The organism is Amycolatopsis sp. NPDC098790 (assembly GCF_044759945.1).
In the GTDB taxonomy this organism is placed as follows: Bacteria; Actinomycetota; Actinomycetes; order Mycobacteriales; family Pseudonocardiaceae; genus Amycolatopsis.
On sequence record NZ_JBIWAI010000008.1, the window covers coordinates 385,576 to 410,819 of the forward strand.

General features: G+C 65.7%; 22 protein-coding genes. 9 read left to right on the forward strand and 13 right to left on the reverse strand.

Translation table 11 applies throughout. The features are described 5' to 3' along the window. Window positions 1–184: 184 nt before the first annotated feature. Window positions 185–913, forward strand: coding sequence for a transposase (locus tag ACIQWX_RS45140; protein WP_400884998.1), 729 nt, complete (start codon window positions 185–187; stop codon window positions 911–913). 154 nt (window positions 914–1,067) lie between these two features. On the opposite strand, the gene ACIQWX_RS45145 is transcribed toward ACIQWX_RS45140, so the two are convergent. Genes ACIQWX_RS45145 through ACIQWX_RS45165 form a run of 5 tightly spaced genes read right to left on the reverse strand, consistent with a single transcriptional unit; the run spans window position 1,068 to window position 4,414 of the window. Beyond that, window positions 1,068–1,736, reverse strand: a complete 669-nt coding sequence (locus ACIQWX_RS45145; RefSeq protein WP_400885000.1) for a hypothetical protein — start codon at window positions 1,734–1,736, stop codon at window positions 1,068–1,070. Window positions 1,737–1,763: 27 nt separating this feature from the next. Continuing rightward, the gene (locus ACIQWX_RS45150; protein ID WP_400885003.1) at window positions 1,764–2,645 is read right to left on the reverse strand and encodes a hypothetical protein; all 882 of its coding nucleotides are present in this window, start codon (window positions 2,643–2,645) and stop codon (window positions 1,764–1,766) included. Next, complete coding sequence (locus ACIQWX_RS45155; protein WP_400885005.1) at window positions 2,646–3,710, reverse strand: WXG100 family type VII secretion target; 1,065 nt, start codon at window positions 3,708–3,710, stop codon at window positions 2,646–2,648. Further along, window positions 3,707–4,054, reverse strand: coding sequence for a hypothetical protein (locus ACIQWX_RS45160; RefSeq protein WP_400885008.1), 348 nt, complete (start codon window positions 4,052–4,054; stop codon window positions 3,707–3,709). The genes ACIQWX_RS45155 and ACIQWX_RS45160 overlap by 4 nt, the downstream gene beginning before the upstream one ends. A 3-nt stretch (window positions 4,055–4,057) precedes the next feature. Beyond that, window positions 4,058–4,414, reverse strand: a complete 357-nt coding sequence (locus tag ACIQWX_RS45165) for an SAV_915 family protein (protein ID WP_400885010.1) — start codon at window positions 4,412–4,414, stop codon at window positions 4,058–4,060. A gap of 4,068 nt (window positions 4,415–8,482) precedes the next feature. Between ACIQWX_RS45165 and ACIQWX_RS45170 the strand changes: the two genes are divergently transcribed. Together ACIQWX_RS45170 and ACIQWX_RS45175 are read left to right on the forward strand one after the other, a co-directional pair. Beyond that, window positions 8,483–8,713, forward strand: a complete 231-nt coding sequence (locus tag ACIQWX_RS45170) for a hypothetical protein (protein WP_400885012.1) — start codon at window positions 8,483–8,485, stop codon at window positions 8,711–8,713. A 91-nt stretch (window positions 8,714–8,804) separates the two neighbouring features. Further along, window positions 8,805–9,266 (forward strand): helix-turn-helix domain-containing protein, encoded by a 462-nt coding sequence (locus ACIQWX_RS45175; protein WP_400885015.1) that lies wholly within the window; start codon window positions 8,805–8,807, stop codon window positions 9,264–9,266. A gap of 198 nt (window positions 9,267–9,464) precedes the next feature. Here ACIQWX_RS45175 and ACIQWX_RS45180 read toward each other — a convergent pair whose 3' ends face one another. Continuing rightward, window positions 9,465–11,867, reverse strand: coding sequence for a choice-of-anchor L domain-containing protein (locus ACIQWX_RS45180; RefSeq protein WP_400885018.1), 2,403 nt, complete (start codon window positions 11,865–11,867; stop codon window positions 9,465–9,467). A 650-nt stretch (window positions 11,868–12,517) separates the two neighbouring features. Between ACIQWX_RS45180 and ACIQWX_RS45185 the strand changes: the two genes are divergently transcribed. After that, window positions 12,518–12,715: a hypothetical protein gene (locus ACIQWX_RS45185; protein WP_400885021.1), complete on the forward strand. Its 198-nt coding sequence runs from the start codon at window positions 12,518–12,520 to the stop codon at window positions 12,713–12,715. 886 nt (window positions 12,716–13,601) lie between these two features. Here the strand turns inward: ACIQWX_RS45185 and ACIQWX_RS45190 are convergent. The 3 genes from ACIQWX_RS45190 to ACIQWX_RS45200 all read right to left on the reverse strand — a co-directional run bounded on the left by ACIQWX_RS45190 (window position 13,602) and on the right by ACIQWX_RS45200 (window position 18,171). Beyond that, the gene (locus ACIQWX_RS45190; RefSeq protein WP_400885024.1) at window positions 13,602–15,236 is read right to left on the reverse strand and encodes a hypothetical protein; all 1,635 of its coding nucleotides are present in this window, start codon (window positions 15,234–15,236) and stop codon (window positions 13,602–13,604) included. Next, entirely contained in the window at window positions 15,236–16,807 is a 1,572-nt protein-coding gene (locus tag ACIQWX_RS45195; protein ID WP_400885026.1) for a VWA domain-containing protein, read from the reverse strand. The genes ACIQWX_RS45190 and ACIQWX_RS45195 overlap by 1 nt, the downstream gene beginning before the upstream one ends. A 614-nt stretch (window positions 16,808–17,421) precedes the next feature. After that, a complete protein-coding gene (locus ACIQWX_RS45200; protein WP_400885029.1) occupies window positions 17,422–18,171 on the reverse strand; it encodes an ANTAR domain-containing protein in 750 nt (249 codons plus the stop codon). A 241-nt stretch (window positions 18,172–18,412) separates the two neighbouring features. Between ACIQWX_RS45200 and ACIQWX_RS45205 the strand changes: the two genes are divergently transcribed. The 5 genes from ACIQWX_RS45205 (at window position 18,413) to ACIQWX_RS45225 (ending at window position 21,626) form a co-directional block, all read left to right on the forward strand. Beyond that, complete coding sequence (locus ACIQWX_RS45205; protein WP_400885032.1) at window positions 18,413–18,673, forward strand: hypothetical protein; 261 nt, start codon at window positions 18,413–18,415, stop codon at window positions 18,671–18,673. A gap of 443 nt (window positions 18,674–19,116) precedes the next feature. Beyond that, the gene (locus ACIQWX_RS45210) at window positions 19,117–19,269 is read left to right on the forward strand and encodes a hypothetical protein (protein ID WP_400885034.1); all 153 of its coding nucleotides are present in this window, start codon (window positions 19,117–19,119) and stop codon (window positions 19,267–19,269) included. A gap of 511 nt (window positions 19,270–19,780) precedes the next feature. After that, on the forward strand, window positions 19,781–20,155 hold the full coding sequence (locus tag ACIQWX_RS45215) for an STAS domain-containing protein (protein WP_400885037.1): 375 nt from the start codon (window positions 19,781–19,783) through the stop codon (window positions 20,153–20,155). 600 nt (window positions 20,156–20,755) lie between these two features. Beyond that, window positions 20,756–21,082, forward strand: coding sequence for an ANTAR domain-containing protein (locus ACIQWX_RS45220; RefSeq protein WP_400885040.1), 327 nt, complete (start codon window positions 20,756–20,758; stop codon window positions 21,080–21,082). Window positions 21,083–21,206: 124 nt separating this feature from the next. Further along, the gene (locus ACIQWX_RS45225) at window positions 21,207–21,626 is read left to right on the forward strand and encodes an ATP-binding protein (RefSeq protein ID WP_400885042.1); all 420 of its coding nucleotides are present in this window, start codon (window positions 21,207–21,209) and stop codon (window positions 21,624–21,626) included. Between the two features lie 17 nt (window positions 21,627–21,643). On the opposite strand, the gene ACIQWX_RS45230 is transcribed toward ACIQWX_RS45225, so the two are convergent. The 4 genes from ACIQWX_RS45230 to ligD form a co-directional block, all read right to left on the reverse strand. Then, window positions 21,644–21,871, reverse strand: a complete 228-nt coding sequence (locus ACIQWX_RS45230; protein ID WP_400885045.1) for a DUF2188 domain-containing protein — start codon at window positions 21,869–21,871, stop codon at window positions 21,644–21,646. A 75-nt stretch (window positions 21,872–21,946) separates the two neighbouring features. Beyond that, a complete protein-coding gene (locus ACIQWX_RS45235; protein WP_400885048.1) occupies window positions 21,947–22,378 on the reverse strand; it encodes an STAS domain-containing protein in 432 nt (143 codons plus the stop codon). A 138-nt stretch (window positions 22,379–22,516) separates the two neighbouring features. Beyond that, window positions 22,517–22,774 carry a YrhK family protein gene (locus ACIQWX_RS45240; protein ID WP_400885051.1) on the reverse strand — a complete coding sequence of 86 codons (258 nt, stop codon included), beginning with the start codon at window positions 22,772–22,774 and terminating at the stop codon, window positions 22,517–22,519. Between the two features lie 299 nt (window positions 22,775–23,073). Then, on the reverse strand, window positions 23,074–25,137 hold the full coding sequence (gene ligD / locus ACIQWX_RS45245) for a DNA ligase D (protein WP_400885054.1): 2,064 nt from the start codon (window positions 25,135–25,137) through the stop codon (window positions 23,074–23,076). Window positions 25,138–25,244 lie beyond the last annotated feature (107 nt).

A 25,244-nucleotide genomic window follows, 5' to 3' on the forward strand; every position in this document is an offset into this window, starting at 1 on the left:
CTGGTCCAGGTGCTCGGTGAGTCGCTCTCTCACGTCGGCTGCCCGCCGGTGTTATTGGTGTGGCTCTCTCATGGCATGCGTCTCGCCGAGCACCGTGCGAGGAGTGGCTGGAAAGGGGTCTGTTCTGCTCGAAGTAGCGGTGCCCTCCTTGCTGACATTGTCGCGTTGAGGCAAGGAGAGTTGCATGCCAGTGATTATCGGGATGGACCCGCATAAACGCTCGGCCACGATCGAGGTGATCAACGAAGTCGGTGACGTACTGACGACGGGAAAGTTTGGCACGGACCGAGTCGGATATGCCGAAATGCTGGCATCCGGGCGCCGGTTCAGTGACCGGGTGTGGGCGGTCGAGGGCTGTAACGGCGTCGGCCGGCATATCGCCTACCGGTTGGTCCACGACGGTGAGACGGTGCTGGATGTGCCGGCGAAGCTGTCGGCGCAGGTGCGGGTGTTCGCCACCGGCAACGGCCGCAAGACCGATCCCGTGGACGCGCACTCGGTCGCCTTGGCCGCGTTGCGTGCCCCGAACTTGACCCGTGTCCAGGCCGATCCTGAGCTGGTCGGGATGACCATGCTCGTCGACCGTCGTGACGAGCTCGGCCGCGCCAGGACGCAGACGGTCAACCGCCTTTATCGCCTGCTGCTGGAACTGTTTCCCGGCGGGGCAAAGAAGTTTCTGTCCGCGGCGGAAGCACGTGCGCTCGTGGGGACGATCAAGCCACGGGACGTCGTGGGCAAGACCCGACGTCGGCTGGCGGTCGAGCTGATCACGGAGCTGGAGACCATCGACAAGAAGATGGTCTTCATCGTGAACGGTACTGGCTGCCCCCAAGCGGAGCAGACGGCGGAGGCAGAACGCCATCGAGGCGTCGGCTCCCTGCGTGAGCCTCGTCTACTCCGTGAGCACGGTTAGCAACCGGGCTCGGTCGAAGCGTCTGGCGGCCAGGTCTTCGTGGCGGATCAGGAAGCGGCCGACGTGTACCTGGTCCTCCAACTGGAGCTGGGCCAGCGGTATCCACTCGCTCGTCAGCCGGGTTCGTCTCCTCCACCACGTGCAGCCTGTGGCCTCAACAGGAAGTATCGGGGGTGCCCAAACGCTTGACGGGGACGGCGTCGATGATCGAGACGCCATCGTCTTTCAAGTCGCGAAGCAGATGCTTAGCGGCTACGAACTGCGGATTGGCGTATTTCTCCTGCTTGTCTGGAGGAACTCTGTAAAGAACCACTTCGAATGGTGCGTCGAAGTCGCCTGCGGCTCCAACATATACTGGCGCGGCTAGCCACTGGACGTTCTCGCCAGATATTTTCTGGGCCTCCCGAGGTAAATAATATGTTTCGGGATTAAAAGTGTGCACGCCGACGCGCCATGTATCGCCACTGGCAGGAGCGCCCCTACCTTTGACGGTTATGCAACGGGGAACCGTTGCATAACGCGTTGGTGTTGTGATCAGCTTTGCTGATGCCCCCGACGAGGCAGGAGTGCTGATTGTGGGTTGTGTGCCAGGTGTGGTGGCCGAAATTGGCGGCGCACTAGTTGGTGTGATCGACTCGTTTGTCGATTTAGATGGCTGATTCAGTGAGTTTATTACTGCTGCGATGATCCCTCCGGCCAGTGTCAGTACGGCGACGATGATCGCTCCCAGGCGAGTGATGCGAGCGGCCGATACAACGGGATCCGAGGACTTCTTCTCGCTGGAGCTCCCGCTTTCATTCTTCAGCGGGTCCGCGTCAGACATTGTGATCTATCCTATCCTTTGGGACTGTCAGGGTTTGGGGATGATGACGGTGCGGTGGTCGGTCACTGTGACGCCGTCGCCGCCGGGCAAGCCGATCTTGTCGCGCGGATCGGATCGGTTCGCCAGTGCACAGCGGCCGTTCGCGCAGTCGGTGCGGTTCTGGTCCAGCTGTCCACCGGAGTACAGGTCTTGGACAAAGTTGCGGGCCTGGGTGGCGGTCACGCTGAGCACGGTGAGTGTCACAGTCCGATCGGTCTTCTTGTCCTGCGCCAACGTGATGGGGCACTTGAACGTGTTGTTGCCGACGTCTACTGAGCAGAGGCCGCGCAGGAGGGTGAACTTCTTCGATCGGTCGGCGTCGGGATTGCCGCCGTCGTTGGCGAACACCCACAAGGTGTCTCCCGGGCGGAGCGGGGTCAGGAACGTGCCTTGCAGTTCGAAAGGGCCGGTCATCCGCTGATTTCCCTCAGGAGACTGGATCTTCAAGCTCGTCTCGGTACTTGCGCTCGGGCCAGGTGCGGGAGTCGATATCGAGGGCCTGTTGAGGTTGAAGATCGATACGGTGGTCAGGATGCTGCCCACGGATCCGGTGAGGACGCCGATCAGCAACAGCCAGGTTGTGAGCTTCTTCTTCGCGATCGCCCAGATCGTGGTCACCAAACTGACGACGACCAGTCCGGTGCCGACGAGCAGGCCCTGGACAGGGTTGTCGCTGTAGGGCCAGATGTTGTGGGCTTGGGCAAAGTTGAGGCAGGTCACGGCGGCTGGGGCGGCTCCTAGAACCGTCACGAACGGAGCGATCTCCTTGACCGTCTCGGGCATGGAGCGCTTGGCGGGATCAGTCGCGGCGGGCTGAGGGTCGTTCCCGTCGGCTGGCGGGGGCGTGACAGAGGTTTGGTTGGTGCTCATCTACTTCCAGACCTGGTCGATGGCGTAGCCGGTGCCGGCGCCGGCGATCGACCCGGCGACGATCAGCACGGCGATCCCGACGGGGCCGGTGCCGACGCCGAGAGCGACGAGCCCGGCCATGGCCAGGCTGCTGGCGGCGAAGCTGGCGCCGCCTTTCACGCCGGCCTTGAGCGGTGGGGTGCCGGAGGCGACGTCCAGGCCTACCCCGACTGCGACGAGGGCGCCATTGGAGACCGACACGGAACCCGCCAGGGATCCCATAGCGGCGCTGGCGGGTTTGACGTAGTTGCCCAGGCCGTAGGTCAGGGGTGCGCGCACGGCTCGCGTGGCGTCGTCGGCGGCGACAGCGGGGGCTGTGGTGAAGAGGTGGTCGTAGGCGGCCGAGCGCATACCGCCATGGGAGTTGTCGGCGATAAACGCAGCGGCGCGCATCGACTGGGTGCGGTTCGCCACCTCGTCGAAATATGACTTGGTCCCGGTGGAGAGGGTGAAGATGCTCTTGCCCACGCTGTAGGGCCGCGTCTTCGAGAACAGCGTGTCGAGGAACGTCTGATGTTCCTTCAGCGCTGCGGCCAGGGCGTGGTGGGCGGCCTGTTCACGCTGCCTCGCGGCGGAGACGAGCGCCGTGACGGCGGCGCTGGGGCCGCTGTGGGCAGGATCGGCCAGCAGGATGGGGAATTGGATGGCGGTGTCGGTGACGCGGGCGCCGGTCCGGCGGGCGAGGTCCTTTGCTTCGGCGATGGCGTTCTTGACTGCGGTGATCTCGTCGGCGAAGGCGTGGACCGCGGTGGAGTAGTCGTTTGCGACGTGGTGGAGTTGGTCGGCGTGGTTGCGCTGGCGGGTGAGCGTGTGGTGGAAGATCTCGCCTGCGGCGCCCTGCCAGCTCGACTCCGCTTGGCGGGCTGAGGTGGTCAGGTCGTCGGCAAGCGTCGCTTCGGCGTGGGCGAGGGTCGAGAACCAGGTCGCGGTGACGTGGAGCTGGCTGGGGTCGCCGTCGACAATCACGCTGATGCTGTGGGCGCCCGAAGCCACGGAGATGGTGGGCAGACCGGTGGGTTGTTTCACGGAACCTCTCTGCCGGGATCGATGGGGGTGGGGTAGAGACCGGGTGGCGAGCTCTTGCCGGTGATGGTCTGCAGGACGTCCCCGCGGGCTTGTGCGTCGGCGTTCTCGTACCAGGCGCGGGAGTGTCCGAGTGCGCCGATCATCTCGGCGAGGTCGTCGAGCTGCCCCGAGGCGCCGGCGATGACGCGCTGCAGAGCGTCGCTGAGTATCTCGGTGCTGATGCCGGCGTTGGTCGGGCCCGGCGGGAGGTGATTCCGCTGCTCGTTGAGGACGTCGCCGGCGCCGTGAATCCTTTCGGAAATCACGCTTAGTTCACCGGTGTCGACGTGGAAGCCACTGCTCATGACTTACCCTTCACTGCGCCGGAGTTCGGGTGGGAGTTCGGTGTCCCAGAGGACGATGTCGGCGCGCGCCATCATCTGTAGCCGCTCGACCGGAAAATCGGATTTAATCGCGACCCATGGCTGGACCTTGCCCATGCAGGAAACTAACCGGCCCAAGGAGGAGAAGGCAAGTAAGGCTAACCTTCCGTCTTCGAGTGAGAAGATTTCCGTGGCTGCGTTGCCGTCTGCGTCGATGGTCGCCGGCAGAAACGTCGAGCCGGCCACGAGGGTGATCGGGTCGTCGTCGACGCGCGTCAATTCGGCGGGATCGAACGCGTCAGGCAGACCCTCCTCCCAGAACGTCTGTCTCTGCTGGTTCACCTGTCGGCTCCGATCAACTTACCGTGACGTGATAGTCATCGTGGCTGTCGGGTGTGTGACTCCGCTATCTGACCGATCGTTATTGAAGGTAGATTTAAGGTACTGATCAGTTGCTCAGCGGCGCCTTCAAGATCGCGAGCGTGTATGCGCAATAATTTAGGTAGGTTATGCAACGAACATGTCTCGCTGACGTTCGGTGAAGATACACGTATTCGTAGCTGCGCAAACCTCGTCGGCGGTGCAGTGCAGGGGCTGGTAGGTGCCGGAGTTGACCGCGCACCCGGCCAAGATACTGCCTGCCGGCACCATGCACGCAGTCAAGTACTACACGGAACCGGGGAAGGTGGTGCCGGACCCGATGTGCAGGACCGGCACTTCGCTGGTCGAAGCGATCGACCTACATCGCCGTCGGTGATATCAGTGCTGGTCGTGACGGCGGCAGAGCATCCGAATCCATTCACGACACCGAAAGCCGCGCCGGTGAGGCGAAGCACGGTGGCCTGGTCTGCGTACGCGCCCTCATGGTGCTGGACCTGCCCAGGTGATGGTGGTAAAGCTGCTCAGGGGCGACTGAACCGGTCAGCGCGCGCGTGACGTCTGTCGACCAGCGAGGACACTGGACAAAAACTGGACAGTTGGGTTCTTGGTGTGGAATTTATCGGAACTCAGTTGTGTCACATGGGCATCGAGCATCATCGACTACTTGCGAGGCGTTCCATATCGTTCAACAACGCTGTCAAAATCGATCCAAAACGGTTCATCGGGACAGTCAACTTGCATCGCGCCTCCAGTGGGAGGCATAGTCGCACTCAGCACCGCCGGGTGTGAGGCGGCAACGCCGAGTACATCCGCGGTGGCTCAATCCGGCGCGACGACCAGCCGAAGGAGGAGTTCATCGTGAGCACAAGCATCGTGTGCGTGGTGACAGCCGCGACTTGCAGCGCCATCACTGTGGGCAAGCATGCAGTTCAGCGGACTTGCCTTCCCGCTGCTTGTGCACTCGAAGGTGGTCACGCCGAATTCCAAGAACTTCTGGTGTCGGTCAAATGAGTCGCCAAGATGTTATCGTGCTCCTTGGTTCGTGTGCCGAGAAGTTGTGGTCTTCGGAAATGCGTCTGGATCGGCGGGCCCAACTTGCGGCGTGTCAGCGCCTCGAACTCTGGTGCATGGCAGAGCTTGAATGGCCCTTGGCTAATGGATCCAAAAGTATCTCCAGGATGGCCGGCGGTCGTCGACTCCTTGGGCGGAAGGCTCTCAACTTTTTTTTCTATGAAAGTGTGATTAATTCTGTGGCGGGCCACAGTGCTTCATCTTCGTGCTGTGTCGCGGACAAAGAGCTGTGTGATGGTTATTGCTCGCGCGGAGGTCGCGGTAGCTTCTCGTCGCAGATGCGGCTAAGCGGCGTGGTGTGGCGTTGTTCGGCGGATCAGTGCCTTGCGTGCACTGGATCGCTGTTTGCGGATATGCCGATCGCGACGGCGCTGGCCTCTTGCGCCGCTCATCGATCCGATGCGGGTATCTATGGCGTGAGGCCGAGCCATCGTCCGATGCACGCGGGAAACCTCGGCAACGTCTACGGATCCGAAGTACCGCCGAAGGATCGCACGCGTAGACCGCATCGCGCAGGGTTGCGCTTGACCACGTGTGTTGGTTTGTCTGGATGGCCGCGTGCTGATTTCGGCACGAGTTCGGCGGTTGTCTCACTCGGGCATCAGGTGATCAGTTTCGTCGGCGCCTCAAGAGGTAGCGGCGTCGGTGCTGGTCTAGTGCTTGGCTCGGTCTGCGTCGAGCTTGAGAAGGTCGACGATTATCTGATCAGGTACCAGGGCACCTCACTTGCGAGCGTGTCGGGTGAATGGGGGCAGTCACCTGCCGATCATCGTCAGGTGGCAGGTTGCGGAGCCGGCGGCGGTCGAGGCCTGTCAGGCGAGCCTCAGTCGGTGTATCCGGCGGTCGGCGGGGGCGCGAAACAGCTGGCGAAGCGAAAGCGTGCCCGGTTCGCCATTGCCGAATTCTGGCTGGCTGGCTGGAAGCTGTGCAGGTGCTACAGGTCGCATATCGTGAGCCTGCTGCTAGGACCTCGATCCTTCGGCGCCGCGTCGCGGCCATGTCTCGGTGCGCCCGACCAAATTGCTGCAGCCGCCGGTGGAGCAAGCAAGGTGATATCCACGTCGCGCGAACTCGTGCAGGAATTGCGTGTGCTGTCGAAGGGCCGGGGTATGCGCAGCCTGGTGATCGCCTCGTGCGACGGCGCTGGTTGTGCGACGTGCACGCTGCTGGGGATTGCGGCTGCTGGATCTGGATGGCGCGGTCGCTCGCGCTGCGGCCATGATCTGGGGGGTGGTTGCAGCCGGTGCAATGTGCAGGCGTTGTATCGACGGGGTGGGCGCGCGCGTGTGCTCGATCGAGTCTCACGTCACTGTCGCCGCATAGCCGTCCTTGTTTCGGTGCTTGCTGCTGCCGCCCTCCGCGGCGGGGCGGTGGGACAGAGCCGCTCCTCGTGCGGCGGAGATCCTGCTCAAGCGGGCCGAAGTGTCGGAGCGCAACAGCTGCTAAGCGAAGGTCTCTTGACTCTTGTGGTGGTCTTCTCCGCGTTGTTTTACCTGCGCGGTGATGGCCTGCAACATGTACTGCCAGCCGCCAGGGGTCGTCCGAAGGGAACTCCTGTTCGATCCGCTGCGCAGTCCATACCTGGCGGATGGTCGACCTGGACGTCAATCGACGTCGCTCGGTCGCGGGGGGGTGACACCAGGCGGTTGCTGGCCATCGCGACAGGGCCGGCTTGCTTCAAAGCTCATCGCGTCACCGCGACGACTGCAAGAAACTCTCGCCCTGTCGGGCATACTAAGCAGCAGCTTGCTCAGCCTTCTGCAGGGATCACTCGTCGCAGGTTACAGCCTAAACCGCAGCTCATACGACGTTGTGACTCGCGTCGACGCCGTCGAGGAAGCTGTGCGCAGTCCGCGCCGTTGAACGTCGATTCTCGCGGTAGCGGAGCAAGGCCAGGAGTCTTGCCCGGGGGCGCGGCAGGCACTCTTGCCGTGCCGTCCAGTCCCCGCAGTCAGTCAACACGATTCGGTGACGTCACCCGACGGGTTTGAGCCAGCACGGCAGGTTAGACTGTGACTGCCGGTGACTCCTCGTGAACTTGGGCGCCTTTCCAGATGGTGGTCAACGACATTGCAACGTGGTCGCGTCGCGCGGTAGCGTTGATGGCTGCCCACGGCTTGGCGCGTTGGCTGCCAACTTCACAGATTTCCCGTACTTGCCTCTTGCTGGGAGTAGGTAGCGGGAATACGGAGGTCCCCTCGTGGTCGGACACGGGGGGACCTTCCTCGTCTGCGGGACACCTCGCCCTTGGCGGCGCGCTCCGGGCGGACCTTCGGTCACTGGATCCACATGCTGTAACGCTGTGGGTGCCCGCGCAGTTCCCGCTATCTCCTTATTACTTTCGGGTAGTTTGAGTTTGAGACTATCCAAGTGATGGTCCTGGGTCTTTGAAGATCAGGCTGACTCGATTTCCGCCAACCTCCTATCGTTGGCTTTTGTGCATCAAGTGTGAATACGGTTCACATTTAGTTCAGGTGTCCCTCTTTTGTCCACTATCTGTCGTCTTTCGGGTCTTCGGTGGCAAGTCTTGAGGGCTTGATGGCGATAAAACCTTTGATTGTTCAGGGCTCAACTTGATTAAGGGCAGACGGGTCGCCGGGAGAAGTATCCACAATAGACTGATCAAATTTCTAGGCTGCCGCAGTATTCTAAGCAGGCGCTTACGCAGCAAAGCCTCCCCTTAGTTAAAGTCCTTGGCTAGATTCGACGTTCCAGGTTGGTGTCATTTCGTTTATCGGCGCCGTGGCGGCCTCGATCCAACTCCCGTTGTGCGGGACGAGGTGGGTAGTATGACCGGCGGAAGGTCCCCTTGATGCCCCCTGGCTTCCGACGGCCGGGTGCAAAGAGGGGGACGGGAACACGAGGACGGAGATCAACTCCCGCCGGCTCCTATGCCGGATTCCGCAAGGCAGCCCAAGTTTCCCGGGCTAAAACCTACTCCCAGCAAGGGGTATAACCATGAACCGCATCTGGAGGGCCTTCGCGGCCTCCGGGCTGGTGTTCGTGTTCGACGCCGAGATCTTCGGCCTCGCGCTCGACCACGGCATCGGCCTCGACGGCGCCCTGGCAGGCGCCGGCACGGCGACCTTCATCGGCATCGAAGTCGTCCGCCGACTCTTCGGCATGGACGACAACGGCGATGGCGGGCCGTTCCTGCCGGCGACCTTCCCGAAGCCCATCACGGGCTAGCGCCACCAGCGGGCCCCGTCGCTGCACCGCCAGCTTCAGCGACCGGGCAGCGGCGAGGCCCGCCTCTCCTCCCTGCGAAGGAACTCCAACCATGAACCTCCGGAACCGAAAGCGCGAGATCCCGGATCTCCCGACGTTCCAAAGCCAGCTCGCCCAAGCCCGGCTCGAAGCCGGGCAGCCCTCCTACTACGAGATGGGCAAGGGCTCGATTCTCTCGAAGCCGACGATCCACCGGATGCTGAAGGGCGATGCCATTCCGACCTGGCGGACTGTCGAGGCGTTCCTCGCCGTCTGCGGGATCCCGGCCGAGGAGATCGGGACCATGTGGAAGTCCCGCTGGGTCGCGGTGAAGCAGACGTCCATCAGCCAGTCGCCGACACCGGCGCCGGTCACGCGGACGACCCCTGAGCCGACGGTGCCCACCGGACAGACCTGCGGTGAGTGTGGTTGCTGGGTCACGGACTTCACGCTGCACCGGGACTTCCATCAGCGCTACGAGCTGCGCGCTAACCGGCCGTTAGTCGCTGTGCCTGGTGGGCAGCCCGCGGCCTAGGCCTCAGCCCGGGGCGTCCGGTAGCCGCCGGACGCCCCGGCGCGAGGGTAGTCGTTCACACAGTCGCGTCCGGCATGGGCGGTCCTGTGCAGGTTTCGCGGCTTCGTCGATCAGGGGTCGGCGCTATCCTCATCCGGCTACGCGCAATTCTGGCCGGCCGTCGCGAGTCGGCGACGGCCGGCCAGCTCGTCTTACGCGTCAGTCGGTCCAGATGCCGCCGTCGACGAGCGCGACGGCGCTGTCGAGCACGCCGTCGGAGCTGTCGGCGACGGAGATCCTCACCGTGACCGGCTGGCCTGGCGTGACCGGGACCGAGCAGGTCAGCGGCGTCGTGAGGCCGTCCATGCTGGTGGAGTAGCCGGCAGCGCCGGTGGAGTTGTCGACGTAGTAGGTGCTGTTGGTCTTGTCGTTGACGGTGTTGACCGAGACGGGGTCGTTGGTGCCGGGCACGGTGGCGCAGTTGGTGCCGTTGACCCAGACCGCCATGACGTCGTTGTACGCGCTGCCGACGAACTCGGGGTACTCCTCGCTGGCGAACACGTACCGCACATGCAGTGTCGTGCCCGTCGGTACCACTTTGACCTGGTAGGTCGCCGCGTCGTACGTCGGACGTCCGGACAGGCCGCTCAGCAGATCGTCGCCCGGGGTGCCGAGGCTCGTGCTCGCGAACTTGTCGGGGGTGCCGATGACGTCGTTGATCGATCCGGTGCTGAGCACCCACGTCTTCTGGCCGGGTGCGAACCCGTCAACGTGGCCCCACTGGCCGGCGCCGCCGATGATCGTCTCGTCGACCTTGGTCACGCCCGACCCGAGGAGGGTATCCGGAGACGACGGGGGAGCGAGGTCCTTGCAGCCGCCCGGGACGTACCAGGGCGATCCGCCGTACTGGTGGGTGCCGTGCAGCGCGTCCAGGACGATGGTCTTGCTGACGTCCCAGTTGCCGATCCACGCCTTCGACGACATGTCCAGCCCGATCGTCGCCTTGGCCTCGATGGTGGCGCACGCGTTGTAGCGGGCGTCGCCGACCGGGAAGTACGGGGTGAGGCTGGCCTCGAGCGGATTGAGCTGGCCGTCCAGGCCGGCGATCACGGCCGCGTCCTTGGTACCGATGCCGGGTCCGAGGAGCAGTTCCGCGCCGACCTTCATCGTGACGCTGCCGTTCTTGGTGATCTGCGGCGTCAGCGGGGTCGCGCTGGCGATCGGGTTGCCGGAGAACGACACGCCGTTCTTGACGCTGAGCGACCCGGCGACCTGCACACCGGCGGTGGCGGTGAGGCCCAGATTCGACACCGTGCGGGCGCCCTCGATCCCGAACTCCGCGCCCGGCTTCAAGGACACCGCGATGGGAACGGGGGAGACCGTCAGCATCTTGAACACCTCGCCGATCGACACCGAACACTTCAGGCTCGCGGTCGTCTCAATCGCGGCCGCGCCCGAGACGGTGGCCGCCACGGCGAGGTCGATCGAGGCGCCGACTGGGATGTCGGCGCCCAGGATGCTGTACTTGTCGACCTTGGTCTTGAAGTGGCCGGCGACGGAAACGCCGGCTGAGTACGAGACCTTCTCCGAGGCGCTTCCTCCGCAGCCAGCCTGGGCGGCGGCGATTTTCGCCGTGACGCCGCCGCGCTGGGACTTGGCGATGGCCGCCGGCGCCGCCGGGGGCGGTGGCGTGGAGGCGGTGAAGTCGTCGATGGCGATCTCGTAGTAGTCGAACGCGTCGCTGAGCCCGCCTGCCCGGAGGTCGATGGTGTGGCCGTCGCCGGACAACGCGGTGACCACGCCGAGGAACCCGCCTGGAAGGCCGGCCGAGACCGGGAGGACGACGCCCGCTCCGAGAAGGGGCGCCGGGACCTCGTTCTGCAGGACGACGTGGACGCCGTTGCCGGTCGTCGTGGCCGACGCGATGTTCGCCGGTTGGGCGAGCAGGGTCGAGGGCGCAGCGATGTAGGCCGCCTGGTCGGAGCCGGCGGCCGGTGCGGTGCCTGCGTTCACGGTAATGGGGCCGTACCAGCAGTTTTTGACCTGGGTGAACAGCGCGTAGGAGTACTGGGTGCCGGGCTTGAGCTTGGTGTCGGTCACCGTCGTGCCTGTGACGGGCACGTCGACGCCGTCGAAGACGTGTGTCGCGGGTTTGGTTCCCACGGTGCGCCGGAGCGCGAACTTCGCGCCCTTCGGCGCGGCCCAGGTCAATGTCACGCTTGACTGGCTGATGGCAGTGGCGTGAAGGTCGTGCGCGCCGGGCTCGGCGGTGTAGCTGACTTTCAACGGTGTCGTCTTCCCGGGGAGAACCACCGTGAAGGGGATGAGCAGGTGCGCCGTGTAGGCGGTCCCGCCGAAGGTGATCCGAGGGAGGTCCACCCGGTACAGCCCGGTGGGCATCGTCAGATTTACGGTCGTGGCGGTCCCGGCCGGCGGCTTGGCCACGACATGCTGGGTCTTGCCGGTCAGGGTGATGTTTGCGGGCACCCCGGCGGGCGTGGTGATGGTGACGCGCGCCGTCCCGTTGGGTGGCGTTCCCGACGCTGCCGCTGCTGACGGCGTGAACATCGCCGCTGTCAAGGCCGCCGCGGAAACTGCGGCAGCCCACATTCTTGCTCTCACTGAAGTCACCTCTCGTCGGCATCGTCGCGAGGTTGGCGGGGGTTGCCCCGTGACAGCGATGCTCACGAAACAGAAACCGGACGATCCCTTTCGTCTCGCTGTTAGTCAGGGTCGGAGACGAAGTCGGGAAAAGTTTGGACGGTGTTACGCCTCAAACCGTATCTCCTCGATCGGATGAAAAGCTGGAGGTAAATAACCTGATTCTTCAATGTTGAGCAAGCGTCAGGCGCCCTAGTGCGATTTTGGGAAAAAAATTCGCAGGACTCGGTCGCTTGTTGTGAGCGCGGAAGAAGAGCGGTCAGTACGACGGCGTCAAGTTCAAGGGGGGTGCTGGGCGCGCTACCTGCGGCCTGGTCTACGACGTTTCCTTGCGGCTGTTTGATGTTCGCCGCTGGTCGCCGCAGGCTCCCTCTGCTGGCTGTCCACGCTGGTGAGGCGCCCGGTCTGCTGCAAGTCCGTGTCTGGCGCCTACGCAAGGGTCGACGTCGGTGCCATTCCGCTGCTTGATCGGATTTCCGAGCCATTTCGTCGTAGTAAACGATCATGATCGCTTGGCTGAGCGCTAGCTCTTCGAGTTCGACGGCGATGTGTTCGGACGGGCGCCAGGGATAGAGGCGTACTGCGACCAACGAGTCGACGTCGCTACCCAGGTGATCGAGGAGCGGGTCGAGATATCCGTGGACTTGGCCAATGTGTCTGCGGAACAGCTGGCGTCGCGCTGGTTCCCACAGGGCACCGATGCCGAGCTCGGACGGCGCCTGACCAAATCCCTCCCGTGCGCAGCTACGAAAGCCGAGACGGAAGGCGGACACCGCGAAGCCCAGTTGATCACCCGTTGCGAGGAATGAGCAGCCAGCCAGTGGCGCAGCTCACGGGCACGAAGATCATATTGCCGGGCACTCTCGCGTGTTCACTGCCTGCCCATATTGCTACACCAAGTCGCACTCTGCCGCGGCGAAGAAACGCCGCGTGGCCCACCATGACCCTCGCGTCGATCGGTCAGCGCCCGTCTCCGCAGGTCAGCTGAGTCAGCGAAGGGGAAAGTGAAGGTTTTTGTAACTTATCCGGCGGATGGTGCAACAATGCCACTGGCAACACAACCCCCCCGCCGTCGAGCCAGCCCTTGATCAACCTGAACGCCTGCTGTGAATGAGTGGCTAGACCAGTATTTCCCCAAACTGAGCAAAACTCTGGCCGTGAACACGTCAAACCATAGGCTGACACGGGAAAGCAGCGGTACGCTCCACAGCAAGCGGGGCGCCCGGGTCTCTGACCACCCGGACGCCCCTTACGTGACTACAACCCTCTAACTGCCATCAGGAAGTGGTGCCACGTGTGCAACTGTACTGGACCGGTCGTCGACTGCGTAGAAGAACGAGCGATTTCTCCGACCTCACTTGGCGCAACTGTCGACAATATGCTGCGTTGCGGCGTGAGGTTCCGACGGTTAATCATCTTCACGGCAGTCATCGGTGTGCTCCTCGAGTCGGCATGGTGCTTCAGCTGGTACGTGCTACTGAAGGACCAGGACGCGCTTGCCGTGCTCATACAGTTATTGCTCAATACGTAGTCGACGTCTGGGCTGGCATTACAGGACGTACCCCTGACATGTTGAGCGGCTGTTGTGGCGGGCCCGAGCGCGTTCGAGCTGGCGCTGCAAGCTCGACGGCATCACATCGAGCCGGTTGGCGACGTTGACTTGGCCTAGCCCGCGGCCGCTCAGGATCTGAGCTGTCAGTCGGGCACGGCGGTGGCGATGACGTTGTCCGAGATCTTTGTGCGGGTCCCGTTGACTTCGGAGTACAGCGTCCGGGTGTAGGTGGTCGGGTCGGGGTTGCCCAGGATCGCGCGGAAGCCTGGAGCGACTTGGCGGGCAGAGCCGGTTTCTCGCTGCGTCCATTTGGCGTTCCTGAGCTGCCAGTGGCTTTCGGGCAGGGTCGTGGTCTGAGGGCCACCGCTGGAGTCGCATCGCCATGATGAGTAGACCATGTTCAGGGTGCCGTCTTTGTCGTACCAGAGGTCACTGACGCCGGCCCCGTCGTCGTTCGGGTCGCCCACGCTGGGGGTGTCCTTCTGCGTGCCCGTGGCGGGGTCGAGCAGGACGACCGACGCCCGGGTTTGACAGGCACTCGCGTGACCCGCGGCGACGTAGGCCACTGAGCGGCCGTCCGGGGAGAACGTCGCCCCGTAGATGGCGACGTTGCCTTCGGCGATGCCCAGCGGGGTCACCTTGCCACCCGTGCGCACGAGATACAGGTTCTCGTTGCCGCCGCCGTAGGCGGATACCCCGTCGGGCGCGGAGACGAGGATATTCCCGTCCTTGCCGGCCAGGATCCGCAACGGCAGGACCTGACTGGCTTCGTCGACCTTCCGGTCGGGCAGGAGGGTGACGCCCGCAGTGGGCTTGGCCCTCGCGTCGGCGAGGTCGAGGGTGGTCATGACGTTGCCGGCCAGCCAGCTGACCGTGCTCTTGCCCACCGGGACCGCGTCCTGGCAGCTTCCGCACGGCACCACCCTGGTGGCACCGGACCTGACGTCGATGGTGGTGATGCCTGCCGCTGTCACGGCGAACGCGAAGAGCCCGTCCGCGGAGTAGTGCAGCGTGTATGTGCTTGTGAACTCGCCGGCGGCCTGTGCGACCACCGTCGTTCCGCGGACGACCTCGAGGCGGCTGGCGGTCAGGAACGCGTAGCTCGGCTCCGGCGCCGGAGGGCTGAGGCTGAGTGAAGCCGCGTCGGGTGAGTTCGGGACGACGAGCCGGTCGAGGACGACCTTGAGGTCGTCGGCACTGTCCGCGAAGGCGGCGTTGGACGCGAACTTCGCCAGCGTCGCCTTCCGGTCCTCGGGGACCTGGAACCCGACGACCCTGATGTCCAGATCCAGTCCCGCCTTGGCGATGCGGTCATCGATGGACTTGCGGGCGCCGACGGGGTCGTTCGTGCAGGCGTCGGCACCCGAGGTGGAGATGACGACGATCCGGTTGCGGACGCTGCCGCGGCGGGTCAGCAGGCCGCTGAAGCTGTCGATGGCCGCCACGACACCGTCGACCATCGTGGCCTTACCCGACGGCGACAACGCGCCTACAGCCTGAGCGACTCCACCAGGGCTGTCCGCTACCTCGGACGTGTCGCCGGGGTTGCCGCACTCGCCGCCGAAGCGGCGCACGCTCAGCGCGTCGGAGTCGCCGCTGTTGCCCGCGACTGCCCGCACGGCCGCCCCGAGCTGGGCGAGGCCGGTGCCGGGCGCCGACGTGTCGACCAGCACCACCGTCCGGTAGGCCGGCCGCGAAAGGACGAAGAAGTAGACCGCCGCGCAGGCCGCGACGACCAGCAGGGCCACCAGCGGGATCAGGACCGTACGCCGCTTCATCAGTGTCCTCCCGGACCACTGGCCCGCATGCGGGCCAAGAGCTTGTTCAAGGTGTCGACCTCGCTGTTGTAGAGGTCGGCGTCGTGGCGGAACGCCGCCAGCTCGGCACCGAACGGCTTGCCGGCTTTGGCGAGGTCGAGCAGTGTCCGCACGGCGGACACTGCACTCTTCTGCCGGTCCCGCAAGCTCACGGCGTGGTTGTTGACCTCGACGGCGTCCGGTGTCTTCGCCCGGCTTGCGAGGTTGGCGAACTCGGTGTCCGCGGTGGCGGGCTTGATCGTGGCCAACGCCCGTTCGGCGACGTCCAGCCGGCCGTCGACGACGGACTGAGCCGCGTCGTTGAGCTGCTTGGCGACCGGGTTGAGCGTGTCGACGACGTCGTGCGCCGAGCGCAGTACTGGCTCGACGTTGGTGATCCAGTCGAGCGCTGCTTGCAGCTGCGCGGCATCCTGGGTGAGCACGGGTGGTGGTGCGGACGCGCTTTCCGCCAACCGGTCGAGGACGGGCTGATCCTTGTCGGCCACGCGATATCCGACGAAGCGGAACTCGACGGCCAAGCCCGAGGAGGCCAGCCGGTCCCGGATTTCCCGCTGGACGTAGCCGGTGTCGTCGTCGCAGGCGTCGGCCCCGTTGCGCGTGACCACGACGATCCGGTTGACCTGCTTGGCATTCTGCGAGAACGGCGCGCTGAAGTCCTCGGTCGCCCCGATCAGGCCCCGCACCAGCGTCGCCGCCCCGCTCACCGCGGCACCGCCGATCGCGGTTCCGATGTCGTCGCGATGGCCCGTCCCGAACCCGACCACCTGGTCGGTGTTGCCGTCCGATCCGCACTGGCCGCCGAAGGTTCGTAGCGCGACGGCGTCGTCGTCACCGGTGTTCCCGATCGCCTTCCGCAGCGAGTCCCGGCTCTCCGCCACCGCCGACGGGTCGGCACCGGTTGCGGACAGGTCCACCAGGAACTCGGTCTTGTACGTGGGCGCGAACTCCGGCAGGACCCACGTCACCACGGCGGCGACCGCACCGCCGACCAGCGCGGCCACCAGCACGACGATGATCAGGTTGCGTACCGAGCGGGGCATCGGGATGCTCAGGAAGGTCCCCATCCTGATCCCGCCTCGGATGTCCCGGCGCGCTTGGATCGTCGCGCCGGAGCCGGTGTGCGAGCGCAGTTCTGACGTCTCCTCCGGGTGGAGGACATCGGATTCGCCGGGCACCGGCTCACTTCCTGGTGACGGGACGCTGGTGAGGACGGTCTTGCCGCGGATGTCCCGGCCCGCCTGGATGGTGACACCCGAGCCGTGGTGCGATCTCAGCGCGATGGCCGCCGGCATGCCCTCTTCTGCAGGCGTTCGCTCGGAGTTCGAGCGTCGCATCCAGTTGAGGACGGACGGCACGGCTACCCAGAGGAACGCGAGGACGCTGGCGGGCCAACTCAGGGCTTCCAGCACATTGCGTACCGGATGCTGGTTGGCCAGCATCCAATCCGGGACGCCGTAGCCCACCAGCCACGACACCAGTACCACCACCAGCAGCACCACCAACCCCACCCGCCACCACGTGGTGCGCGCCATGCTCGTTACCCCTTAGCCTTCTCCGACCGGTTCACGGTCCGAGGTCGCATTCCCGGCCGCTCCAGTTACGCGATACGCCTTCGCCATCGGCAATGTCCCCCGAACAGCCCAGCCGATCAGGTTCGGTGAGGAGCTCACTGTGGTAGGCCTCGGAGGATGACGTCGACGCCAGGGCATCGAGGACGTCGTAGCGTCCGTCGTCGATGTCGGCCTCGTGAATGATTTCGGCGGTGCGCTACCGCACCGACCGGTGATCGGCGGGTTCGAAGCCGAGTGCGCGGTGAGCCCGGCGCTGGCGTCGTTCGGGAGGGTCATGCCCTCGCCGGCATCCCGGCTGGCCGCTGCACGGTCTCGAGTCCCACCCCGAGTGCAGATGACTTACCCGCCGGCCATGGCGTTCAACATCCGGCGTGGTTTCGGACCCGAGAAAGCACGGTCGGGCAGGCCGTTCGGTTCGAGGCCGTGGTCGTGCGGTTCCGTAGTCGTGCTCATTTGCGCATTCCCACTCCGAAGAACCGTCACCGGTGGCGAGCTGATCGTGGACACATCTGCGTCCTGGCTGCCCCTTTCAGCCCAGTCAGGATAGCGGCTCGCACGCGGCACCGAACCACGCTTCAGGAGTCAGCTGGGGTGTTGAGGATGCCGGCAACGAACTGCTGGGCGACTTCCCGCAGCTTCACGTTCCGCTGCTGGGACTGGGTGACCAGCAGTTCGAACGCGGCCTCGGCGGAGATGCGGTGCAGAGCCATCAGCATGCCCTTGGCCTGGTCGATCACGGCACGAGAGGTCAACGCGGTGCGCAACTGCCCGATGGTCTCCTGGGCGGCCTCGAAGCGGCGGGCGCTGCGCAGCGCAGCCTCGGCCGCGGTGGTGAAGAGCTCCAACAGTGCCGCGTCGAGCAGGCTGAAGCCGTCGCTGTCGGTGCCGTAGAGGTTCAGCGACCCCTGATACGTCTGGTCGATGAACAACGGCGCGGCCAGATAACTGGTCACGGCGGCCTCGTCGGCCGCCGCGGCGAACTGCGGCCACCGTTGCGCGGCCTCGCTCACCTTGACCCGCTGGGTCTTGCCGGTGCGGGCCGCCTCCAGGCACGGCCCCTCGTCGGTGTCGTACTGCGCCTGGTCGATCCGGCGGGCCCGGTCGCCGGTCGCGGTCGCGGTGTAGGGAACGTCCTCGCGCAGCAGCGTGACGCTGGCCATACCGGTGTCCGGCACCGCCCGCACCACCTGCTGACACACCCGGAGCAAGACCGCGGGTAAGTCCTCGTCCTGTTCCAGGTTGCCCGTCAGCCGCTCCAGCGCGGTGGTGACCTCGTCGACGCGGCGAGCCACGGTCTCCTCGACGACCTCGTCGCGCCCGCTCATGAGTGTCCCTTCGTCACAACGACATCGTGCTGGTCATCATCCGGCATCGGTCCGAAGGCGACCGGTCACGGTGGCTGATCCCGCCACTGCCGGAGCCCGGCACCCGGCCGCTGACGCTCCGTGGAACTTCAACGCTTGCTCACGCTGCCAGCGTGGTGACGATGTGTAACGGTCGGTTGGGTGACAGCGACTGGTGCAGCGGCGCGGTATCCCGCACACTGTGCTCGATCGAGGTGATTGCATGATCTTGTCCACCGCTGGAAGTGATCTCTTCACACGCGCATGCGGACGTCCGGGCGCTGCACCGTGGGCTTTCGCCGTCATGGGGGCGGTGCTGGTGGCGTGGTCACAGTCCGTGCTCGCCGGTCTGCTGGTCACCGCTGTCGTCGCGACTGTCGTCGCTGCAGCAACCGCGTTGCGGCGCGCCGGTCGGCAGCTGGAGGCCATGGTGGCCGAAGAACTCGAGCCCGACCCAAGCAGCGGCGTCGGCCCGGGAAGCTAAAGGGGGGCGGCTCCCGGGCCGACTCATGCACTATCGGCCACAGCGGTGTTCGGCAACCAGGGCCACACGGCCCGGTCGGCCAGAGCCGCTCGGCCGGAGAACGATCGGTCGTCCGACTGCCGCGCGGGTCCGCAAATATCCGTGTCTTACGACAAAAGTGTCTATGCCGGTAACTGGCACCGCCCGCGTCACGATTCCACATGCGGAGGAGGCGACACCGTTAGTTCTTCGCGGACAGGAAGCGCACCATCGATGGTCGAATTGCCACGCCGGGTCCTCATGCGAGCCGAGCACCGCAGCGTCACTATCGACAGCTCGTTGACGTCCGGCGTCGGAGAAGAGGCTGCCGGCCAGCTGGCGAGCGAAGGACGCGGGCAGCTTCGGCTCGCCTACGCCGGGATCATGCTGACGCGCCTTCGCGGCACCGTGCCGGATACCGAAACATGGCTGCCAATGGGGAGCGCCCGACTTTCGCCGACGACGAGAAGCTGATTGCTGCCCTGCATGAGGCACTGGTTTGGGCAGCGGCTCCCGAGGTCATCGCGGTCGAAGATCGTGACGATGGCGACGACAGGTGGCTGATCGAACCCTGCTGAACTACCTTCCGGCTGATCTTCCGGGAAGGCGGTGGTCCGTGATTTTCCCGGCCGAGGCTGACCTCGTGAGCGCTTGCCCAGACCTTACTGGTGCTGTGCAGCCGACGGTTGGTGGCGACAAACGACCAAGGCCAGCGAGCCGCAGACCGTGCCCGAATATCGGACCCGCCAGCCGGTCGCAGAGGTCGGCGAAGGCTTGGTCGTCGCCGGGTGCCACACGGGCGACCAGGGCTTCCGAACCGCTCGAGGATCCGGGTATCGGACCGGGGCCGGAGTGACTGCCCCGGCGGCCGTTCGACCGGTTGTGCAGGATGTGGAGTGGTGACGCGCCGGTGTCGGCGTGTCACCGGAGATTCCTGCCGCCGTGCGCAGCGGATTTGGTGACGTCGCAGCGTGCATTCGAGACCGTGGACCGGCCCGCTGTGTTCTCTACACGATGAGTACAGAAAGTCGTCGCGATATTCCTCCCTCGGATACGACTGCCTGCCGTCGCGCAGGGCATAGTGAGCGGGTGACCTTTTCCGAATCGGCAGCCGACGGCCCTCGCGTCGAAGGTACGGCCGTCTTCGCGTCAAGCCGACGCGTCGACGGAACTCTGGTTCTGTCGATCGGAGGCGAAATAGACCTGGCGGGCGCGCCCCGGCTGCGTCCCGCGATGGATGCGGCTTTGGCGCAAAAGGCCGCGGTCCTGATCGTCGACCTGACCGAAGTGACCTTCCTGTCGTCGTCCGGGATCGGTGCCTTGGTCGACATCCGGCGGCGTGCCGGCCAAGGCACCGCGGTGCGAGTGGTGGCCACAACGGTCGCGGCGCGGCCGATCTCCCTCACTGCTGTCAACCAGCTCATGCCGGTGTTTGGCACGCTGGCCGAGGCAATCCGTGGTTGATGCCCGCTGTGCGGGCCAGGCCGCTGGAGCGTCACCGCCGTCGACCAGGTGATGCCCAGGTCGTGACCTGGTGCGGGCGAGGACGTGAGACCGTTGTTCGGGTGGACGCTTCGGAACATCCCGGTGCCGCTGCGGCGGATGCTGCGTACTACGCCGCCCGACGTGCTGCCGATCTTCGTCGGTGGCTGTGGGACCTGCGAAACAACGCGCGCCGCGGGGCCGTCGGTGGACTTGACCTCCACGATCGAGTGGCGCGAGCAAGCGAAGGTCGACTTGGGCGAGGCCCAGCAGTGTGAGGAATTCGCGCGGGGTCGCCTTCGGAGCGGGTTGCTGTGCTCGGCGCAGGCGCACGACCGTGTCGCAGAACGGTATGAAGAAGCCGCTCGCTGCGGGGATGCTGCAGCGCCTGAGCGTCGGCGCACGGCCGAGGCGCACCGGTCCGGCGCGGAGGCCGATCGTCGCGATGCCGCCGGTATCAGGACCGCTGGTGAGCGCGAGCGACCTGTGTAGGTGCGGAAATGCGCGCGATACCGAGGTCGCGCGATCTCGTGTCGTTCCCCCCGCGGTCGTTGGCTGACATTGACCCGCGTGTGCTGGGATATGGATGTGGAACACGATCTTTACCGAAGATCCGGCGAGCGCGCTGATCCGGCGGTCGAGAACGAGCAGTTGCGCGAGGCATTGTCGACCCAGCCGTCGATCGAGCAAGCCAAAGGCATGCTGATGCTGCTGCGCCGCTGGACCGCCGCGGAGGCGTTCGAGGCGCTGGTCGTCGTGTCCCAGCACACCAACGTCAAGCTGCACGATGTCGCCACCGTCGTCGTGTCCGCCGGCAGCCGCGCCGAGGGCGGACTCGGCGATTCGGAGGTGGAGCGTGTTGTGCTCGCCGCACTCCGTACTCACGTCGGTAGCGCCTCGGTCTGGTAACACAACCTCGGCGACAGGCGATTACCGAACGCGACCATGTTCGATTAGGCGCCTGCGCTGAGGGTAGCCCCGTCGGACGAGGCCGCACTCGTGTTGGGGGCACGGTGGCGGAAGGAGTCGCGACGTGCAAGTGACCTGGGACAACGCAGACCGGTCAGGATGGGACACCTTCGACCTGAACGGAACCGAACCGGCGGATTTGTCCCAAGCGCGGCAGTGGGTGCACGACCGGCTCGACACGCTTGGTGAAGCTCACCGAGTCGACGTTCTGATCGTGGTCAACGAGCTGCTCGAGAACGCCTATGTGCACGCTGGCGGGCCTCGCGAGCTGCGGGTCCACCACGCCGACGACCCTTGTGAGGTGACCGTCGCGGTCGCCGACGCGACACCCGCCGAGCCGCGAACCCGTGTCCCCGATCTCGGCGGTGGCCGTGGTCTGGCATTGGTCAAACAGCTCAGCGCCGCGTGGGGCGTGAGCCACCACGACGACGGCAAGCTGGTCTGGGCACGTGTCGCGTGCCCCTGGGACGAAGCCGGTTGCTGAACGACTCCTGAAGCGGATCAGCCGGGGATGTTGCGGGGATCGCGGCTGCGCGGGTAGGTGTTGCGTTCGCCGATCTTGCCGTCGATGTTGCGGATGATGTGCTCGACGCCGCGTTCCTTGGCCATGTCACGGCCCTTGGCGGTGGCCTCGTCCTTGGTGCCGGCGGTGTTGGCGGCGCGGCTGCTGCCCTCCACCTTGTTCTTCCACTGCCCGTTCTCGTGGTAGGTCTCGATGTCGCCTTTCACAGCGCGCTCCTTCCTCGGACGTGTACTGCGCGTGGTGTACCCGATCTCGTCGGCTGAAACACCTGCCGATGCAGCTCAGGAGGTCGGCGCGGGGTCGCGCAGCCGCGCCACCAGGGACAGCCATGCGTGGGCCTCGGCGTGGTCGTGGTGGATCGGCAGAATCCGGCCGAGCTGGAGCAGCTCGACCGGCCGGAGGATCGCACGATGGGTGGCGATGATCGCGGACGGGATCCCGCGGGCGTGCGCGGTAGTGACGGCGTCGAGCAGGACGGCCAGTGCACTGGAGGAACAGAACGTGACGTCGGTGAGGTCGAGGATGAGCGCGGCGGGGGACAACCGCAGCTCGGTGGTCACTCGTTCGTGCAGCTGCGTCGTGACCGACAGGTCGAGTTCACCCGTGACGGCGACGGTGGCGTACTCGGAAGTGGTGGTGACGGTGATCCGCGCGAGCGCGCCGTGGCCGGTGTCGAGGTCGTCGTGCCTGGCGGCGGCGGTGGGGGTGAGCATGAGGCCTCCTCGTCGACGCGGGAAGCCGGTGCGGCCTTCCCGCGCGGCCGGACTGCCGGTGAGCGGGCCCGGACGGGTGCGGTGGCGGCTGCAGTTTCAACCGTGGTGCACGGTGGTACTGCCCAGCCGGTGTCAGGTTCAACCGGGTACGCGGGAGCGCTCCTGCCGGCGGGCGCCGGGTGCGCCGTTGAGGCGGTGGCGTTCGTAGGTGTAGAAGGCCTGGCCGACGGCGCCGAGCATCATCCCGAACGAGCCGATGATGAACAGCCAGATCGCGAGCGTTTCGGTGGTGGGCCAGATGAACAGCACGCTGCCGACGAAGAAGATGACGTTCCCGATCACACCGATGGCGAGGTGGATGGCCGGGAACTCCCGGACGAAGAACCGGATGGTCACTGCAGCAGTCTCCTTCCGCAGAGTGAACACGATCTCGCGACCGCGTACCCGGCGAGGCCAGCCGTTACACAGTTATGTGCCGCAATAGTTTGACTTAGCAACGAATCTGGAACGCTGCTCTCCGGTGAATGTGGTTGAGAGACCGATGCGGGCGGGTAGGTCCTCAGGAGACACGTCTGGATGCGGACGATGTCCGGGGTAGGCGGCGGCCCGCCGTGGTGATCACCCTGCCGTCGGGGCGGCAGGTCGCACGGTCACTGCGGCAGGCCGCCGCCATCGTCACCGAGTGTTCCAGACCTTCAGGGAAGAGCGACGCGCTTTTCGTGAAGGGTGTCTAGCAGGTCGCCGTGGTCGTTGATGCGGGCGAGGACGTCGTCGGCGGTGAACACCAGCTGGGCGGTGTGCCGGCACGCTTCGACCTCGTCCCACATCAGCGGAGTCGATACCGTGGGGTGCTCGCGGCCGCGGAGCGAGTATGGGGCGACGGTGGTTTTGCTGGGGTTGTTCTGCGACCAGTCGATGAACACGCGGTTGGTGCGCTGGTTCTTCGCCATGACGGCGGTGACCGAGTCGGGTGTTTCCCGGGCCAGCCGTTGCGCGAGCTTTTTGGCGTAGGCGGACGGCGCGGCCGGATCGTTGGTGTCGATCGCGGCGTAGAGCTGCATTCCCTTCGAGCCGGAGGTCTTCGCGAAGGGGGTCAGGCCGTCGTCGCACAGGACGTCGCGCAGTCGCTCGGCGACCCGGGCGCAGTGCACGATCGCGGTGCCGGGGCCGGGGTCGAGGTCGAACACCAGCAGATCCGGCGGCAGCCGGTGACCGTCGGCGTCGACGCGCCATTGCGGGACGTGCAGTTCGAGGGCGGCCAGGTTCGCCGCCCACACCAGGGCGGCAAGTTCGTCGAGCAGGGCGTACTCGATCTCGCCGTCACCGCGGCCGGAGCGGCTGCCGGTGCTGGGCAGCCGGACCGTGGGCAGCCAGTCGGGGGCGCCGTTGGGGACGTTCTTCTCGAAGAACTGCTGCCCGCCGACACCGTCGGGAAACCGGATGAACGTCACCGGCCGCCCCGCCAGGTGCGGCAGCAAGACGTCAGCGATGCGCGAGTAGTAGTTGATCACCTCGCCCTTGGTGAACCCATCCGGGTACAGCGGCTTGTCCAGATTGGACAGGGTGAGACGTCGTTTCCCCGCCTGCACGGGAATCTTCTTCCCCAACGTCGGCGGCGCGTCCGGTGCTGTCGCCGCCGAGGCGGTGGACGAGCGCTTCCGCGCGGCGGTTGTCCGGCGGGTGGGTTCCGGTGTGGTCTCGGTGGCGACGCGTTCGCGGGCGCGCGGGGCGAGCACCTCGCCGGGTGCACGGTCGTCGCGCAGGCCGCGCCAGGCGGTGTGGCGCAGCCGGCCGGCGCCGCGGGTGAACTGGCGGTAGACGACCTCGCCGACCAGCTCGGGCTTGACCCAGTGCGCGCGTACGGTGTCCTCCCGCGGCGGTGTGGTCGCGAAGGGGTGCTTGCGCTGCTCGAGCTCCTCAAGCTGAGCCAGCAGGCGAGCGCGTTCGGCTTCGCTGAAGCCGGTGCCGACGTCGCCGATGTAGACCAGGTCCCCGGTGTCGGCGTCGTGACCGCCGAGCAGCAGGCCGCCGAGGCTGCCCGACAGCCGGTTCTGCCCGGGCCGCCACCCGCAGATGATCACCTCGGTGGTCTGGATCAAGGCGTGCTTGCACCAATAGTCCGGGCGTTTGCCGGGCGCGTAGGGGGCGCGTAAGAGCTTGGCGACGAGCCCTTCGTGGCCGGTGACGGCGACGTGATCGAGCAGGTCCTGCGGGGTTCGACGGTCGGCGGCCAGCTCGGTAAAAGTGAATTGCCGGACGACGGAGATCCGGTACGGGTCCGGCATCCCCAAGCCGGCCAGCAGGCCACGGCGTTCTTCGTAGGGCTGGCGCAGCAACGACTTCGTGCCGAGCTGCAGCAGGTCGAAGGCGAGGAACCGGACCGGGACGTCGTCGAATGGCTCGTCGCGGCGCGGGGAGCTGCGGTGGGTCTGGTAGCGGCCACGGCGTTCCTGCAGGAACCCGAAGTCGATCTGGCCAGCCTCGTTGTAGACGACGATCTCGCCGTCGAGCACCGCCGCCCGACCGTCGAGAGCAGGGGCGAGGATACCAGCTAGGTCGGCGAACTCGTGGGTGAAGTCGATGCCGTTGCGGCTGGTAAGCATTGTGGTGCCGTCCGAGGCGATCTGCATGCAGGCCCGGTAGCCGTCCAGCTTGTACTCGTACGCCCACTCCGGGCCGGCTCGTAGCCGGCCGCCGTCGGGCTTGGCCAGCATCGGCGTGATCCAGCCGGGCACCTGAGAGGCGGCACGTACAGCCATGGCCAGCCTCCCGAGGTCGAGGGATCATCGCTGGCTCGACGGTAACCCGGCTGACCCAATTCCGCTGTGTTTGCGCTGGTCAACACCCTCCTCGGTGACAGCGGGTA

What these genes read in the sequence shown, in the direction of transcription:
- ACIQWX_RS45140 (WP_400884998.1), top strand. Translation starts at nt 185, where the DNA reads ATGCCAGTGATTATCGGGATGGACCCGCATAAACGCTCGGCCACGATC.
- ACIQWX_RS45145 (WP_400885000.1), bottom strand. Translation starts at nt 1,736, where the DNA reads ATGTCTGACGCGGACCCGCTGAAGAATGAAAGCGGGAGCTCCAGCGAG.
- ACIQWX_RS45150 (WP_400885003.1), bottom strand. Translation starts at nt 2,645, where the DNA reads ATGAGCACCAACCAAACCTCTGTCACGCCCCCGCCAGCCGACGGGAAC.
- ACIQWX_RS45160 (WP_400885008.1), bottom strand. Translation starts at nt 4,054, where the DNA reads ATGAGCAGTGGCTTCCACGTCGACACCGGTGAACTAAGCGTGATTTCC.
- ACIQWX_RS45170 (WP_400885012.1), top strand. Translation starts at nt 8,483, where the DNA reads ATGAACCGCATCTGGAGGGCCTTCGCGGCCTCCGGGCTGGTGTTCGTG.
- ACIQWX_RS45175 (WP_400885015.1), top strand. Translation starts at nt 8,805, where the DNA reads ATGAACCTCCGGAACCGAAAGCGCGAGATCCCGGATCTCCCGACGTTC.
- ACIQWX_RS45190 (WP_400885024.1), bottom strand. Translation starts at nt 15,236, where the DNA reads ATGAAGCGGCGTACGGTCCTGATCCCGCTGGTGGCCCTGCTGGTCGTC.
- ACIQWX_RS45195 (WP_400885026.1), bottom strand. Translation starts at nt 16,807, where the DNA reads ATGGCGCGCACCACGTGGTGGCGGGTGGGGTTGGTGGTGCTGCTGGTG.
- ACIQWX_RS45200 (WP_400885029.1), bottom strand. Translation starts at nt 18,171, where the DNA reads ATGAGCGGGCGCGACGAGGTCGTCGAGGAGACCGTGGCTCGCCGCGTC.
- ACIQWX_RS45205 (WP_400885032.1), top strand. Translation starts at nt 18,413, where the DNA reads ATGATCTTGTCCACCGCTGGAAGTGATCTCTTCACACGCGCATGCGGA.
- ACIQWX_RS45210 (WP_400885034.1), top strand. Translation starts at nt 19,117, where the DNA reads ATGGCTGCCAATGGGGAGCGCCCGACTTTCGCCGACGACGAGAAGCTG.
- ACIQWX_RS45220 (WP_400885040.1), top strand. Translation starts at nt 20,756, where the DNA reads ATGGATGTGGAACACGATCTTTACCGAAGATCCGGCGAGCGCGCTGAT.
- ACIQWX_RS45235 (WP_400885048.1), bottom strand. Translation starts at nt 22,378, where the DNA reads ATGCTCACCCCCACCGCCGCCGCCAGGCACGACGACCTCGACACCGGC.
- ligD (WP_400885054.1), bottom strand. Translation starts at nt 25,137, where the DNA reads ATGGCTGTACGTGCCGCCTCTCAGGTGCCCGGCTGGATCACGCCGATG.